Source organism: Mesorhizobium sp. M1334 (assembly GCF_040317995.1).
Lineage (GTDB): Bacteria > Pseudomonadota > Alphaproteobacteria > Rhizobiales > Rhizobiaceae > Mesorhizobium.
On the sequence record NZ_JAMYLM010000001.1, the window covers coordinates 668,231 to 684,243 of the forward strand.

Annotated in this window: 11 protein-coding genes and 1 pseudogene; 3 read left to right on the forward strand and 9 right to left on the reverse strand. The window is 62.4% G+C overall.

The window, feature by feature from the left end:
* Positions 1–97 precede the first annotated feature (97 nt).
* Together NKH17_RS03210 and NKH17_RS03215 are read left to right on the forward strand one after the other, a co-directional pair.
* Positions 98–2,005 (forward strand): propionyl-CoA synthetase, encoded by a 1,908-nt coding sequence (locus NKH17_RS03210; RefSeq protein ID WP_352897432.1) that lies wholly within the window; start codon positions 98–100, stop codon positions 2,003–2,005.
* Between the two features lie 129 nt (positions 2,006–2,134).
* Positions 2,135–2,899 (forward strand): metallophosphoesterase family protein, encoded by a 765-nt coding sequence (locus NKH17_RS03215; protein WP_352479838.1) that lies wholly within the window; start codon positions 2,135–2,137, stop codon positions 2,897–2,899.
* A 16-nt stretch (positions 2,900–2,915) separates the two neighbouring features.
* Here NKH17_RS03215 and NKH17_RS03220 read toward each other — a convergent pair whose 3' ends face one another.
* From NKH17_RS03220 to NKH17_RS03245, 6 genes are all read right to left on the reverse strand, one after another.
* Positions 2,916–5,336: a polysaccharide biosynthesis tyrosine autokinase gene (locus NKH17_RS03220; protein WP_352897434.1), complete on the reverse strand. Its 2,421-nt coding sequence runs from the start codon at positions 5,334–5,336 to the stop codon at positions 2,916–2,918.
* 150 nt (positions 5,337–5,486) lie between these two features.
* Entirely contained in the window at positions 5,487–6,383 is an 897-nt protein-coding gene (locus tag NKH17_RS03225; protein ID WP_352479836.1) for a UTP--glucose-1-phosphate uridylyltransferase, read from the reverse strand.
* Positions 6,384–6,462: 79 nt separating this feature from the next.
* Positions 6,463–7,413 (reverse strand): glycosyltransferase family 2 protein, encoded by a 951-nt coding sequence (locus NKH17_RS03230; protein ID WP_352479835.1) that lies wholly within the window; start codon positions 7,411–7,413, stop codon positions 6,463–6,465.
* A complete protein-coding gene (locus NKH17_RS03235) occupies positions 7,403–8,353 on the reverse strand; it encodes a glycosyltransferase family 2 protein (protein ID WP_352479834.1) in 951 nt (316 codons plus the stop codon). The genes NKH17_RS03230 and NKH17_RS03235 overlap by 11 nt, the downstream gene beginning before the upstream one ends.
* The gene (locus NKH17_RS03240) at positions 8,353–9,345 is read right to left on the reverse strand and encodes a glycosyltransferase family 2 protein (RefSeq protein ID WP_254816099.1); all 993 of its coding nucleotides are present in this window, start codon (positions 9,343–9,345) and stop codon (positions 8,353–8,355) included. The genes NKH17_RS03235 and NKH17_RS03240 overlap by 1 nt, the downstream gene beginning before the upstream one ends.
* Positions 9,346–9,356: 11 nt before the next feature.
* Positions 9,357–10,529 (reverse strand): glycosyltransferase family protein, encoded by a 1,173-nt coding sequence (locus NKH17_RS03245; RefSeq protein WP_352479833.1) that lies wholly within the window; start codon positions 10,527–10,529, stop codon positions 9,357–9,359.
* 302 nt (positions 10,530–10,831) lie between these two features.
* Between NKH17_RS03245 and NKH17_RS03250 the strand changes: the two are divergent.
* A pseudogene (locus tag NKH17_RS03250) lies at positions 10,832–11,884 on the forward strand (polysaccharide pyruvyl transferase family protein); the annotation flags it as partial.
* 222 nt (positions 11,885–12,106) lie between these two features.
* Here the strand turns inward: NKH17_RS03250 and NKH17_RS03255 are convergent.
* The 3 genes from NKH17_RS03255 to NKH17_RS03265 all read right to left on the reverse strand — a co-directional run bounded on the left by NKH17_RS03255 (position 12,107) and on the right by NKH17_RS03265 (position 16,002).
* Positions 12,107–13,570: a lipopolysaccharide biosynthesis protein gene (locus NKH17_RS03255; RefSeq protein ID WP_352479832.1), complete on the reverse strand. Its 1,464-nt coding sequence runs from the start codon at positions 13,568–13,570 to the stop codon at positions 12,107–12,109.
* Positions 13,567–14,736, reverse strand: a complete 1,170-nt coding sequence (locus NKH17_RS03260) for a glycosyltransferase (RefSeq protein WP_352970085.1) — start codon at positions 14,734–14,736, stop codon at positions 13,567–13,569. The genes NKH17_RS03255 and NKH17_RS03260 overlap by 4 nt, the downstream gene beginning before the upstream one ends.
* A gap of 186 nt (positions 14,737–14,922) precedes the next feature.
* Positions 14,923–16,002 (reverse strand): glycosyltransferase, encoded by a 1,080-nt coding sequence (locus tag NKH17_RS03265; protein ID WP_352479830.1) that lies wholly within the window; start codon positions 16,000–16,002, stop codon positions 14,923–14,925.
* Between the last annotated feature and the right edge of the window lie 11 nt (positions 16,003–16,013).

A 16,013-nucleotide genomic window follows, 5' to 3' on the forward strand; every position in this document is an offset into this window, starting at 1 on the left:
AGTTAGAACGACAGCAAACGAAACGCACAAATACATGGTTACACAAACCAGCATACGCTATTTCAAGGACAGCAAACATTCCTGGGGAGGAAGCTGGATGGCGTCACGCTACCATGAGGTTTATGACGGCTGGAAACGCGACCCGGAAAAGTTCTGGGCCGATGCCGCGGGCGCTATCGACTGGTTCTCGCCCTTCGAGACCGTGTTCGACGCCAATGCAGGTGTCTATGGCCGGTGGTTCAACGGCGCTTCCTGCAACACCTGCTTCAATGCCGTCGACCGCCACGTGGCGGGCGCCCGTGCCGACCAGATCGCGTTGATCCATGACAGCGCGATTTCGGGCACAATCAGGAAATTCACCTATGCCGAGTTGAAGCGCGAGGTGGTCGCGCTGACCTCGGTGCTCAAGAATCGTGGCATCCAAAAAGGCGATCGCGTCATCATCTACATGCCGATGGTACCGGAAGCAGCCTTCGCCATGCTTGCCTGTGCGCGGATCGGCGCCGTGCATTCGGTGGTCTTCGGCGGCTTTGCCTCGCATGAGCTCGCCACCCGCATCGACGACGCCAAGCCGAAGCTGATCATCTCCGCTTCCTGCGGCCTGGAGCCAGGGCGCGTCGTTGCCTATAAGCCGCTGCTCGACAAAGCGATCGAGATGTCGCGGCACAAGCCCGAAGCCTGCCTCATCCTGCAGCGCGACCAATTGCGCTGCGAGCTCAGGGAAAATCACGATATCGACTATGCCGACGCCGTGGCGCGTGAGCGGGCCGCCGGCGCCAATGTCGACTGTGTTGCGGTGCTTGCCACCGATCCGCTCTACATCATCTACACGTCAGGCACGACCGGCCAGCCGAAAGGCATCGTGCGCGACAATGGCGGCCATATGGTCGCGCTGAAATGGTCGATGGAAAACGACTTCGGCGTCAAGCCAGGCGAAGTGTTTTGGGCGGCTTCCGATGTCGGCTGGGTGGTCGGCCATTCCTACATCGTCTACGGCCCGCTGCTGCATGGCTGCACGACCGTGCTGTTCGAGGGCAAGCCGGTCGGCACGCCCGATGCCGGCACCTATTGGCGGGTGATTGACGAGCACGGCGTCGTCGCGCTGTTCACCGCGCCAACCGCATTTCGCGCCATCAAAGGACAGGACCCGAAGGGCGAATTCGTCCCAAAATACGACCTGTCCAAATTCCGAACTTTGTTCCTCGCCGGCGAGCGCGCCGATCCGGAAACCATCAAATGGGCGGAGCAGAAATTGAACGTGCCGGTGATCGACCATTGGTGGCAAACCGAGACCGGCTCGCCGATGACCATCAACCCCGCCGGACTGGGCCTGCTGCCGGTCAAATACGGCTCGCCCGGCGTGCCGATGCCCGGCTATGACATCCGCGTGCTCGACGATGCCGGGCATGAGGTCAAGCGTGGTACGCTTGGCAATGTCGTGGTGAAATTGCCGCTGCCCCCCGGCTGCTTGCCGACGCTGTGGAATGCCGACGAGCGGTTTCGCCAAGCCTATCTCGAGGAATTCCCCGGCTTCTACAAAACCGCGGATGCCGGCATGATGGACGAGGACGGTTACCTCTATGTCATGGCCCGCACTGACGACATCATCAATGTCGCCGGCCACCGGCTCTCGACCGGCGCCATGGAGGAGGTGCTGGCCGCGCATCCCGACGTTGCCGAATGCGCCGTCGTCGGCATTGCCGATGCGATGAAGGGCCAGGTTCCACTCGGCTTCGTCGTGCTGAATGCGGGCGTCGACCGCGATGCAGGGATCATCGAGAGCGAGGTGGTCACGCTGGTGCGCGAACGGATCGGTCCTGTCGCAGCCTTCAAGACGGTAGTGACGATCAAGCGCCTGCCGAAGACGCGCTCCGGCAAGATCCTGCGCGGCACCATGCAGAAAATCGCCGACAAGGAGGAATGGGTCATGCCGGCAACGATCGACGACCCGGCCATCCTCGACGAGATCACCGCCGCGCTGAAGGGCCGTGGCATCGGCCTGTAAGAACGCCGAAGCCGAGTTGCGTCCGGAGCTCCGGTATGGAACGACCGGTGCCAGACATGGTATCCACGCGCTGCGTCGCCATGTTGTTTCGAGATCGAGGCGCATTCACAGCCATACGGGACGCCATTCGTGACCTTGTTCCAGCGATCGAGAAACAGCCGGACCACGGCGCGCCAGCGGCTCGAGATCGATATCCGGGACTCAGTCGTCTATGCGATCGGCGACGTGCATGGCTGCTATAAGGAGCTTCGCTCCCTGGAGCAGAACATCCTGCTCGATTCTGCGTCTTTCGAGGGGCGCAAGCTCATCATCATGCTTGGCGACTACGTCGATCGTGGCCCGCAGTCGGCGCGCGTGCTCGATCATCTGCTGGCGCCGCCGCTCCAAGGCTTCCAGCGTATCTGCCTTGCCGGTAACCACGAAGTCGTGATGCTGAACTATCTCGACGGGATCATTTCGAGAGAGTCGTGGCTGGCGATAGGCGGCCTGCAAACGCTGTTTTCCTACGGCGTCGACCCGGAGCGCATGGCCGATCTCTACGGTTCAAACGAGGAGGTCGACAGGCGCATTCGAGAGATCATTCCCGCCGACCACGTCAGTTTCATGCGTGCGCTGCCGGTCATGGTCTGTTCGGCGAAATTCGTATTCGTTCATGCCGGCATCAGGCCGGGCATCGACCTCGCCGCACAAGACGAGGACGACCTGCTCAACATCCGCTCGGAGTTCTTCCAAGCCGCGCATCTTCTCGACCGCTATGTGGTGCACGGGCATACGCCGGTCGAGTTTCCGAAGCTCGAGGGACGCCGGCTTGGCATCGACACGGGCGCCTTCCAAAGCGGCCGGCTGACCGCAGTCAGGATCGCCGACAAACGCGCCAGGCTGATATTTTCCTGAGCGCGATATCCGTCGCTCAGGCAGCCGCCTTTGTGCGCGCTTCCGATTTTTCCAGATAATAGCTCGAATATTTGTCGAAGAATCTTTCGGAGCCGCCGATCGAGCCATACTTGGCCAGTTTCTTCAATTCGACCTTGTTCAGAACCGCGCCGACGATCTTCTTGGCGATATAGGGTTCTGAGCTCAGCACGGACTGCACCATTGCCCGGGGCGTGCGTCCCCACTCGGCGACCAGCACGAAACCGTCGACAAGCGGGGCGAAGGCCTTGGCGTCGACGACTGGCCCGAGCGGCGGCAGATCGACGATGATGTATTCGAAAGTTTCCTTGGCATTGTCAATGAAGCGCCGCATGCCGGCCGAAGACAGAAGCTCGCTGGTGTGCGAAAAATGGCCACGCAGGACGGCCGGGATGATCGCCAGCTTGGTCTGCCGGTCGATCTTGCCGACCGACTGCCAGGTCCGCCCGCTCACCACCGCTTCCATCAAGCCTTGCTCGGCCTCCATGCCAAGGCTGCGGCTGAGGCCGGGGTTGCGCAGGTCACCGTCGATCAGCAGCGTTTTCGATCCGTTGGCCGCAAGCAGCCCGGCAAGATTGGCGGCAACTGTCGACTTGCCTTCGCCGGGCAGCACTGAGATCACACCAATGACCCGGCTGCCCTGGCCTTCCATCACGACATCGAAGGCGATCTTGGCGTTGCGCAGTGTCTCGGAGAACATTGACGCCGGTGCATCGACGGTTACCCGCATGCGCGCACGTTTTTCGGCTGCCGACAATGTCTTGGAGGACTGGGATTTGGAGGACTTGGCGGTCCTGGTTTCGGCGGCCTTGACGTCGGCCTGACCGTCGTCGCGCTGGTCGTCCTTCCCAGCCTTGCCGATGACCGGCAGGTAGCCGAGGAATTTGAGGCCGACGCGGTCGCGCACATCCTCGCCGGTCCTGAAGAACCGTTCCCTGAATTCATTCAGGCCGCCAACCCCGGCCCCCATCATTATGCCAAGCGCCAGCGAAAGCCCCAGCACGATGGCCGTCCGCGGGGTTGCGGCCGACTGCGGCATCGTCGCATCGGAGATGACCCGGATCTTGCCGACCGGGAAGGATTGCTGCTGTGCAGCCTCCTCATAGCGGTTCAGGAATGTCTGATAGAGCGTCGAGAGCGCCGTCGCCTTCTGCTCCAGTTCACGCAGCTTGACCTGCGACTGGTTGTCGATGGAGCTCTTGCCTGCCGCCAAGGCGACATTTGCGCGGAGCGCGGTCTCGCGCGCCAGAGCGACCTCGTATTCGTTGCGGTAGCTTTCGGTGAGCTGCTTCAGCTCGCCGAAAATCTGCGCCGATATGTCGGCCTTCTCCTTGGCGAGCGCGACGGCCTGCGGATGTTGCGGGCCGAAATTGGCTTCGACATCCTGCTGCCGCTTGGCGACGGTGAGATAGCGGTTCTTGAGCGTCGTGATGACCGAGCTGCTCGGCTGGTCGTTCGATATCGCAGCGTCCTTGAACGCATTGTCCGAGCCGCTTTCGACGATCGACTTGTACTGCTGATAGCGGGCGCCGGCACGTGCGGTATCGGCCTGGGCGACGATCAGCTGGGTGTTGAGATCGGACAGTTGCTTGTCGCTGATCAGCTGGCCGTCATTGACGGCCAATCCATGTTCGGCCCTGAACTTTTCGACCGCCAGTGCGGCCGCCTGGGAGCTCTCACGAAGCTCGGTCAGCCGGCCTTGCAGCCAGACCGCCGCCCGCTCGGTCGCGTCGAAGCTGGCATCGAGCTGATCGGCGAGATAGGCGTCGGCATAGGCCTTGGTGATGGCGGTCGCAAGCGCCGGATCCGTCGCCTGGAAGGAGATGCTGATGACAAAGCTTCGGCCGATCCGCTCGGCGTCGAGTTGGTTCTGCAGTTTGAAGATTGCGTAGTCACGGGGCGACGACGATGCGGTGATCGCGTCACGCGTCGCAGCATCAAGCTGAGTGACGTCGGTCGTGCTAGCGGCGCGCTTGGGGCGGACAGACTGGATGATACCGCGTACAAAGCCTGCGACCTTCGACAGAGCCGACGTCGGAGGGTTCATGAAAGCGTCGTTCTGATCGAGCTTCAGCTTGTCGACGACCACCCCCGCCAGCCTGGCCGACTGCAGAATTTCGATCTGACTCAGAACGGCGGAGTCGGTCTGCATGCTGACCGACGCCGCCGAAATGTCGTCGACGACCTTGTTCAATCCTTCGTCGATCAGCACGCTGCTCGTCGCCACATAGGTTGGAGGCGTGGTCTGCAAATAGAGCACGCCGAGAAAGAGACCGATGACGGCACAGGCGGCAACCACTTTCGCCTGCCGCGCGGCCATGCCAAGCAGGCGCTCGATGTCGATGAAGTCTTCGGCGTTTGCCGCACTCGAAGCCGGCAATGGCGTCCTCTTCTCGACAGGAAAATTGGCATAGTTCATCTTCGGTCCAATTCTAGTTTGCAGGCGCTACCGCCTCGAAGGTCGGGACATAGGGTGCAAACCTTGCGCCGGACAGTGCGCGTTACGCGCGGCGCAACGGGCCTGTCCTGCGTCATCAGCCGCACCCACAATGCCTCGAAAAAATGGACATTATGCGGCTTCTTCCCGACGCTGATGCGACCGGACGAATTCCTGCAGCATATCGAAGATCTGGCCCTTCATGTCCTCCCGCGCCAGCGCGAAAGCGATATTGGCCTGGATAAAGCCCTCCTTCGAACCGCAGTCGAACATGCGGCCGTCGAAAGGCTGGGCGAAGAAGGCTTGCGTCTGTGCGAGGCGCACCATTGCGTCGGTCAGCTGGATCTCGTTGCCGGCGCCGCGTTGCTGGCTGCCCAGCAGCGAGAATATCTCGGGCTGCAGGATGTAGCGGCCGTTGATGTAAAAGTTCGACGGGGCGTTGGCCGGAGCCGGCTTTTCGACCATGGCCGTCACCTCGAAGCCAGTGCCGACATCCGCGCCGCGGCCGACAATGCCGTACTTGCTGGTCTCGGTCGGATCGCAACGCTCGACGGCAATGACGTTTGCGCCGGTCTGTGCATAAAGATCGGCGACTTCGGCGAGACAGCCGCGCCCGCCAAAGGACACCATGTCCGGCAAAAGCAATGCAAAGGGCTCGTCGCCGATGACTTCGCGCGCGCACCACACGGCATGGCCGAGGCCCTGCGGCGACTGCTGGCGGATGAAACTCGTCGCGCCGGCGACGGGAAGCAGGCTTTCAAGCGATTCAAGCTGCGCCTTCTTGCCGCTCTGCTCCAGGGTTCCGATCAGTTCAGGATGCAGGTCGAAATAGTCTTCGATCACCGCCTTGTTGCGGCCGGTGACGAAGACGATGTGCTCGATGCCGGCCTCAAACGCCTCGTCAACCGCATATTGCACGACAGGCCTGTCGACCACCGGCAGCATTTCCTTCGGCATGGACTTGGTCGCCGGCAGGAACCGCGTTCCAAGCCCCGCCACCGGTATGACTGCCTTCCTGACTTTTTTCATTGCATGTTCCTTCTGAGGAGATCGATTTCAACCTGTCGCAGGCGGCGAAAGCTGTCTTCATCCATTCGCCTGCAGCCCTTCACCTCCCCGCCACCACGGCAAACTGTGCCGCTACCCTTCGCAGCCGGACGGCGATCGGCATGCTCATATGCCGAACCGCCGCCGGATCGCTGAGCGCCGTCCATATCGCCTTGAGCGGCGATCGCGCCTTGATGTGCTGAACCAGAGACAGGAATGATGCCGCCCGGCGCAGGCTGCGAGCGCGCCTGGCGAACGCCACCTCGGCCGCAGCATCCATGGAATGGGTCGCGGCGAAGGTGGCATCGGCCCTGCGCATCGCCTCGACGTGATGAAGTTCGAGCACCCGGGAGATGGAACCGGTGCGAATGTGGTAGATATAGCCCGTGGTCGGCTCGACCACGCATTTGCCGCCTTTGGCCAGAGCACTGGCCAGGAGGATGTAGTCTTCGCCAATGATCAGGCTTTCATCGTAACGAAGCCCGTTCTCGTTCAGGAACCGGCGCTGGAAGATCGGCTTGAGGTAGCCGAGATTGAACCTCGATTCGAAGAGGACGTTGCCGCCGATGAAATCCGCCAGCGAGATTGAACCGAGCCCTTCCAGATAGTCGGCCGGGAACATCGTCTCTTCGGCAACGCCATCCTCGCGAACGACCTGCAGATTGTCGACCGCGATCTCGGCGCCCGCCTTCTCCGCGCGTTCGATCATGGTGCAAATTCGCCCGGGATAGACCGCGTCGTCGGAATCGAGGACCGCGACCCACCTGCCGCGGGCAAGTTCAAGGCCGGCGTTCCTGGCGCCGCCGGGGCCACGGTTTTGCTCAAGCGCGACCACGCGTACGATGCCTTCGGGGTAGGATCTCGCCAAATCGAGCGTCCGGTCGGCCGACCTGTCGTCGACGACGATAACCTCGACGCTGACATTGCGCTGGGCAATGGCGCTGGCGATCGCCCGATCGATGGTCGCCTCGGCATTGTAGGCGGCAATCACGAAGCTCACGTCAGGCTGCACGCTTGCCCCCTTGCTGCGGCGAAGACAGGCCGTATTGGCGGATTTCACGAACCCCGACGAGGCCGCTGACGACGCCGACATGCATAATGCCGCGAAGCAGGCTGCGGTTCCGGCGCACGGGGTCGATGGCGACCGGAATTGCCGACAGGAAACTGTAGGCGGCCTTTGCCGCGGCAATGCCGACCTGCTTGAGCCGGGCAAGGCCGTGTACATTGCGCCCCAGAAGATGACCGTGCGTCTGCCCGACGCGGAACCGGCGGCGGCCGAGCCAGTCGAATGCCGCCCTGGCAGGTGGCACCGCTTCGTCGACCCAAGCCTCCGGCGAAAAGGCGATGCGGCCGCCGGCCTTGACCATCTGGTCGAAGAATTCCGTATCTTCGCCGCCGGTCTGGCCACGTGCCAGGCTGAAGCGCCGCCCGCGCAGGCTCTCAGCCCCGATCCTGAGCAGGACGTTGCAGGTATAGCCGGTGCGGATCTCGCCGCGGACCCAGACCGGTAGGGTCGAGTGGAAATCGCCCTCGCGCATCCAGGCGGGCGCATCCGCCCGGTAACGGGCTTGCACCGGCCCGAGAACGGCCGCAGCACCAGTAGCTTCCGCCGTCGCCACCAGTTCGGCAAGCCAGCCGGCGGTGGCCGTCTCGTCGTCGTCGATAAAGGCGACGAAATCCCTCGCACTGGCATCGAGGCAAGCGTTGCGCGCGATCGAGATGTTGCGGGCCGGGGCGTGCCGGTAGGTCACCGGCAGCTTCAACTCGGCCGCCAGCCTGGCGACCAGCGTTTCGGCCGTCGGCGTATCGTCGTTGTCCGCAATGATGACACCGACGTCGAATCCCACGGGCATATCCATGGCCGCTATGGAGCGAAGCGTGTCGGCCAGCTCCGGCCGGCGAAATGTGCAGATGCAGATATCGATGCTTCGATTTTTTCTGACCGGCTCCATCACGCTACCTCGCGCTGCGGTCGCGGTGCGAGCAGTTGCAGCCAGAAACCGACCGACCAGCCGAAATGCATAACCATTGCCGAGACCCCGGCAAGCGCAATGTCGGGTTTGCGCTGGCTGACGGCGGTCCAAAAGCCGTAGCCGAGGCAGACCGACGCCCATAGCAAAAGCGGCACGGCCGCCAGCCAGTGGACGAAGGAAAAGGCGGCGAGAAGAACCACGGGGAACACCAGAAGCGGCACCATTTGCCGGATCTTCGGGATCATGCGGTGCTTGAGAACGTTCTTCGCCCGGCCACGGCCATAGCCGAGATACTGAAAATAGAGGCCCTTCAGCGAGGAGCGCGGGTAGTAGACCATCTGCGTCTTGCCGGTCATCCAGATGCGGTAGCCGGCCTGGCGGAGCCGATAGTCGAGTTCGGCATCCTCATTGTGGCTGAACGTCTCGTCATAGCCGCCGACCGCGGTGAAGGCCGATATCCGCATCAGCGCATGGTGGCCATGATCGACCCATTCCCCCGCCGAAAGGTGCCGGTGCTTGGAGCCGCCGGTGCCGAGCCTGGAATTCTGCGCCGCTGCCGCTGCTTTCTGAACCATGCCGCTGCCACTGGTCAGCATCGAGACGACGACCGAATCCGCGCCGGTGGCCTGCGCTTCTTCGATCAGCCGGTCGCAATAATCCGCGGGATAGCCGCCGTGCGCATCGATGCGAATGAGATAGTCGACGCCTTCCCCGAATCTGGCGACGGCGAGATTGATCGCCGCGCTCTGCAAGCGCTTTTCATTGTGCAGCAGGGTAACCCGCTGATCTTTTGCGGCGATATCCGCGACGATCGTCCTGGTGCCGTCCGTACTGCCGCCATCGGCAACGATGATCACGGCGCCCAGCCTCTCGGCCGCAGGGCGAAGCTCTCGAAGCAATGCGCCGATATGGGCCGCTTCGTTCAGGCACGGAACCACGATCATGCAGGATGGAATGTCGGTTTGCGTCATCGGCAGTCCTTCTATGCCAATGCTTCGGCAGCATATGGACCGGGAGCCGCAGTCAGCCCGCGGAGCTTTTCGACAAACGCCCGGCAATCGGCGCGGTCGTGGCTCCAGGTGCGCGGATTGCGGGCAAGAACACGCGCCCTCAATGTCTCGAATCGATGCTGCTCCATCGTGCCGACGGCGGCTTCGAGCGCCTCGGGCGTGGCTTCTGACAATAGAACCCCGATGCCTTGCCGGTCGAGGAACCGGCCGGTTTCGGTGGTTCCCATCGAAATCGGCACAGCTCCGAAGCGGCAGCCTTCATAGAGCCGGTTCGGCAGCAGCCATTCGGAGTTCAGGCCCTGCTCAAAAAAGTCTATGGCCCAGGAAAAGTGAACCTCGTGGTAGATCGCCGCCATATCCTCGGGATTGCGGTAGGGCCCGCCAAACGACAGCCAGGGTTCCGATTGAACAAAACCATGGAAATCGGGAAATTCGGACAGCGCCGGCCGGCCTCTGAGGACGATTTCAAAGCGGCCGTCGAGGCGGCGCGAAAATTCGGCCAGAAGCTCCAGGGAGCGACGGCAGCGGAGCGCACCGAACCAGCCGATCCGCCACGGCGGCGCAACGGGATTCTCCGCCGTAATGCGGTCGTCCAGCGAAGCTGCGGCCGGCTCGAAATGCTTGTTTTCGAGCAGTTCGACCGGGGCGGCAACCTGTCCGAACGGCTTGAAATAGTTGGCGATGAAGGCCGGAGAGCTGGTCACCAGAAGCTTAACATCCCTGGCCAGGAAGCGTTCCGCACCGCGCATCGCCCAGCCCAGCGGATCGTCGCGAAGCAGCAGGCGATGGATGTCCAGGCACTCGTAGACGATCGGCACTGTTGCCTGGAAAGCCGACCTGGCGCGGCGGGCAAGCGCCAGCATTTCCAGATTGCGCGCGATAATGAGGTCGGGCCGTGGCATTGAGCCCAGCTTCGAGCCGGTCGAGACCACCGCCTTCATGATCGCGGCCAGACGTTGGGCGAATCGGCCATCACGAGTCGGGCCGAGATCGACCGGCTGCAAGCCCTCGACATCAGCAACTGCGCTTGCCGTACGACGAAAGCCCGCCAGCGTAACCTGGGCGCCGCCTGCCTTGAGCATTATGATCCGCCGGCGCACTGCCGGGTCGGAGACGTCGTGTACCAAGTACAAGACATGCAGCATGAAAACTCGACCGCTGTTGGCCCGCCCGCGACGATGCTAGTACACCTCTTGCTGCATCGCAACATTTTTGGTTGCATCGTAGCAAAGATCCACGTTTTTTGTTGCACTGCAAAATCGATGGGTTAATCTCGCTCTGCTTGGGCCGCATGGACCGCGCGCTGGCCTGCCATCGGACTGCGCGCCAATAATCACGACGCGAGGACCATCCTTGGCGTGCAGCATTTTCGGCCAACCCGCCTGCAATTCGCCCCTTCGCGCCCGTCGATGGAAGCACGGGACTACTCACGAAATGAGGTCATTCCATGAAGATCGCGGTTGAAAACACCGTCTGCCTGAATACCGGGGATGCAGCGATTCTCCTGGCGATTCGCCATGTTTTCAAGACGATCGTGCAGGACGACATCCAGTTCTACGTCTTCGACAGCCAGCCGGAGGTGGCGGCGAGGCTCTACACGAAGAAGGACTATCCGGACCTCGAATTCCACAAGCTGCTGTCGGAATCGCTGTTCCGCTACAAATACGGCAGCGGGCTGAAGAACCTGTTCAAGCCGATCTACAATCGGCTCGTCCTCAATGCCCTGCGGCGGTTCGGCATCCGCGGCGTTGTCGGGCGTTTGTTCAGCTCAAGCAATCGCCGTGGTCTCGAGATCTACAAAGGCGCCGACCTCGTGGTCACGACAGGCGGAACCTATCTCGTCGAGACCTACAATCTGGAGCGGCGCCTCAATCAATTCAGGATCGACGCGATTCTGGGCAAGGACCCGGTCTTCTTCACACAATCGCTCGGCCCGTTCAACAAAAGTTACAATCGCCAGGAGTTGAGCCCGATCTTCGACCGGAGCCCGCTCATCCTGCTGCGCGACGAACGTTCGCGGGGCCACATTGTGGACATGGTGAAAGACCCCGGCAAATGCCACGTCGTGGCCGACGCCGTCTTTGCCCTGGCCGATACTGACAGGATCGGAACAATTCTGGCCTCCGGCCAGTCGGCGACCGTCACCGGCCGCGTCGCCATTTCCGTCCGTCACTGGAACTATGTCAGCGACGGCGAGGGCGGCATGCGCCGCTACATCGACTCGATCCGCGAGATCGCGACTATCCTGGTCAGGGACCACGCCAAGGAGGTCACCTTCGTCTCCACCTGCCAGGGCGTGCCGGAATACGCCCATGACGATTCCAAGACGGCGAGGGCGATCGTTGCCGAACTCGATCCGGAGATCGCCAAGCATGTCAGCGTGGACGCTTCGTTCCACACGCCGGAGCAATTGATGGCCCTGGTGAAAGGCTTCGACTTTGTCGTCGCAACACGCATGCATATGATGATCATGTCGCTCTGCGTCGGCACGCCGGTGCTGCCGATCGCCTATGAATTCAAGACCAAGGAGCTTGCCAAGCGGATCGGCGTCGCCGACCTGCTGCTCGACATCGATACGGTGACGCCCGAGGAAGCGAGCGAGAAGCTCGGCAGACTTACCGCCAATCTCGACCTCTATCGCAGGACGAGCCTTCAGGCAGTGCTTGAGGAGCATGCGTCGGCGATGTCGGCAGGTGAGCTTTTGAGGCCGGTGATCGCTCGCCTAGCGGGCGTTACGCATGGCGCTGGAAAGCGTGGTGAACAGGGCGCTGCGCGACTGGCGAAGGGCAAGCATGAGGACCAGGCCGATCGAATAGTTGAGGGCAACCGCCAGGACCACCGCGAGCAGGTCTGACTGACCGGTCAGCGATGCCGGCAACTCGCGGTACACGGACCAGGCAAGCAGCGACGATGCGATGAAAAGCCCCTGCATGATCAGGAAGTCGGCTGCGGTCACCGGGCCGACCCGGTGGACCAGGACGGCGAGCACCGGGACGCGCAGCACATAGCCGCTGATTGCATAGGCCGCCGCGACACCGACGGCCCCCCAGTGCAATCCGATGATGAAGGCGGCGACCGTCGTCAGCGACGAGTAGATGCCCCAGTGGAACATGGTCTTGGTCTTGCCCTGGCAGATGAAGATCCATCCCGTGGTGCTCGAGACGGACTGGATCAGGCTGGCGATGCCCAGCCAGGCGAAAATCGGCGCCACCGCCGCCCAGCGCTCGCCGAAGAGAAGCCCCACCACCTGGTCCGACGTCAGCGTCAGCGCCGCGATGCCGGGCATGGTGACGGCCGCCAGCATCCAGTTGGTTCGCACATAGATGTCGCGAAACCGCGCCTTGTCCTCATGGATGCGGCTCAGCAGCGGCACCATCACGCGTGTCAGTGGCTGGTTGATGTTCTGCAGCGGAAACAGCAGGAGCTTGTAGGCGCGGTCATAATAGCCGAGCTCGATCGCGCCCGAATATTTTCCGATCAGGATGTTGTCGAGATTGCGCGAGAAGAAGTTGGCCAGATTGAAGCCGGTCAGATTGGCGCCGAAGGACAATATGTCGGTATCGACCTTCAGGTCCGGCCGAGACGGCGTCCAGCGCGCCACCTGCCATGCCGCGGCCAGCGCGACAACAGCCGATACCGCCGGGCCGATGACCAGCGACCAATAGCCCAGTCCCGCATAGGCGGCGATTGCGGTAGTCGCAAGTCCGGCAGCGGCGGTAATCACGTCGTTCAGCGCGAGCTGGCCAAAGCGCAAGTGACGGTTCATCAGCGCCAGCGGCACCGCGGCGAGGCTGCCAAGCAGCAGCGGCAAGGCAGAGCCGATGGTGATCCCGACCATGCGTTGATCGCCGTAGAAGGCGGCGATGGCGGGCGCCAGGCATGCCACCATCGCGGCACTGCCCAGCCCGACCAACGCACTGATCCAGAACACCTGGTTGAGCTGCTCCGTGCTGATATCCTTGCGCTGGACCACAGCCTGCTGCAGGCCAAGGTTTTGAAGCAGCCCCACAAAGGCCACGATCGGACCGACGGAAGCCACCAGGCCGAAATCCTCGGGCACGAGCAGACGCGCAAGCACGATGACGGAGAGAAACTGGATCGCCATCTTGAAGCCTTGCGCGCCGATCGTCACCACGCCGCCGCGCAGGGCGACACGACCGAACTGGGGGGGCGGGTTGGCGTTCATGCCGGGCGCCTGGCTTCGGCCAGCTGGGCAACGATCTGCGCAAAACGTTCGTTGAGCACGTCCGCGTTGAAATCCTGCTCGATCTTACGGCGCGCCGCACGTGCGATGCGCTCGCATTTGTCCGGGTTCTCGGCAACCCAGACAAGCTTGCGGGCCAACGCCGCAACGTCTCGCTCCGGCGCGAGGAAGCCTGTCTCCTGATCTTCGATCAGTTCGGGAATGCCCGAGTGATAGGTGCTGACGACGATCAGCCCGGCGGCCATAGCCTCCATCAACGCCACCGGAATACCCTCGAGATCGCCGTCTCGCGCGGCAACGCTCGGCAACAGGAATACGTGGGCATCGCGCAGGCGCTGCTTGACCTCGGCGTGCGGACGCGCCCCGAGGAAAGTCACCCGGTCGGCAATGCCGAGATTTGCGGCGAGCTTCTTCAACTCTTCCAGCAATTCGCCGCCGCCAATCACCGCATAGACCCAGTCGCGCCGCGGCAGGCTGGCGAGCGCCCGAAGGGCGAATTCGATGCCCTTCTTTTCGGTCAGCCGGCAGACCGAGATGAAGGACAGTGTGTCCCGTTCCCAGGAACGCCAATAGTAGCCGATCTCACCGGGCCGCACGCCCATATGGTGAACCATGACTTGCGCCGGGGGTGCTCCGACGCCGATCAGGGCATCGCGGAAAAACGCGTTCACCGGGAGCTGGAGAACGCCCTTGTCGAAGACAACCTTGTAGCGCGTGAGCGTGTCGTCATGCAGCGGTTCCCCCACATCGCGGCCGTGGAATATGGTCACCAAAGGAGCGGAAATCCGGCCTCGTTTCATGGCGCGGGCGACGCGCATGCCGTTATTGCCGAAATGCGCGACGATCACATCGGCGTTCTGCAATTTGCTCGCAAAAGCGATGTCGACAGCGGTCGAGAGCTTATCCCAGAACCTGCCCGACCATTTCCTGAGCGTCGGGCGAAAGCGCCCCAGCCCGCCCCACCAGCAGACGACCTTGCCAGGGAGAGCCTGCCAGCGGCGATCGTCGGTGTTGCTGTCCTTGCCGAAGGACGTCTCGTTGCAGACGACGCCGACTTGCATGCCGCGCTCGAGGCACCCTTCTATCTGGTCAAGGACGAAGGTCTCCGACAAAGAGGGGAACTTATCAACTACGAAGCAAATCTTCATCGAATGGACGATCTTTCGAGGCCGGTCGGCGATCTGCTCGCACGGATGAGGGCTGACGCCCGTCGCCGCCGTGCGAGGCGCTTCAAGCGCTGGTGTTGTGCATGTTGTTGTCCCAAAGCCGCTCACACCCCGGTCAGGCGCAAAAGCGGGCTGTTGGGCGACATAAACGATTTTGGACGAAATGCATCAGGCGGCACGCTCCAGCGCGCCTTGCCTGGCGTTGTCGAGAACGCCGAGGAAGGTCGTGAACTGACTGTCGGGGTTCATTTGCGGCCGCTCCGAAAACAGCTGCGCCGCCGCCGACAGCCGATCGTACTCGGCCTTGTCGCTCCATAGTCGCCTGACCGCGGCGACCCAGTCGTCGAGCGGTGCGTCATAGTCGAGCACAACGCCGCCGGCGCCAATCGCTTCCGGCAGGCCGCCGCGGCGGGATCCGACGACTGGAATGCCGCTGCAATGGGCCTCGGATGCCACCCGCCCCCAAGCTTCTTCCCATTTGCTGGGCGCCAGCAGGATCTTGGTGCGGCCATAGACGGTCTTCATGTCGCTGGTGCGGCTTTCCAGCCTGACGTTGCGTAGCGGCGCGATGATCCGTTCGATCTGCGCCCGGTGGTCGTCGTCGAGCTTCCAGCTTTCGACGAACAGGAACGGGATTTCGGGGCATTGGCCGGCGATGCGCACGGCGAGTTCGAACCCTTTTTCATTGTAAGGATTGATCAGCGTGACGAATTCACCGGTGGTCGGCGTGCTGTAGAGCCCGGGATTGATGGTCGGCGGGATTACGGTCGAGTCGATGCCGAACTTTTCCTTATAGGTGCGCGCGGTGAATTCGGAGTTGGCTATATAAAGCGCCGAATGCAATTCGCGCAGGTCGCCGGCCAATTCGTGGAATTCGACGTTCCGCAGATAGACCACCAGCGGCACGCCGAGCGCCTGCAGCGCCTTTCCGATCGGCACCGATTTGTGGCACTGCACGACGGCGACATCGGGATCGAGCCGTTCGACGGCGAAGCGGGCCGCCTCCCAGGGAAACCACGCCCGCACGACAGGATAGCCGGGATAGCTGTCGATGACCGCGCGCTGGCGAAGGAGCTTCATCTTGGCGCGCGCCTTGAAACCGAACATGCCGTCACCGAACAGCGCCGCCAGCACCGAGGCGTCATGACCGTGCTCGCGCAGCTGCTCGACCAGATGGTGCGTGCTCGACTGAACGCCACCGCTGAACTGCGGTGTGTAGCCGTTGCCGCCTGCAAACAGAACTTTCATGGACCTGGCTC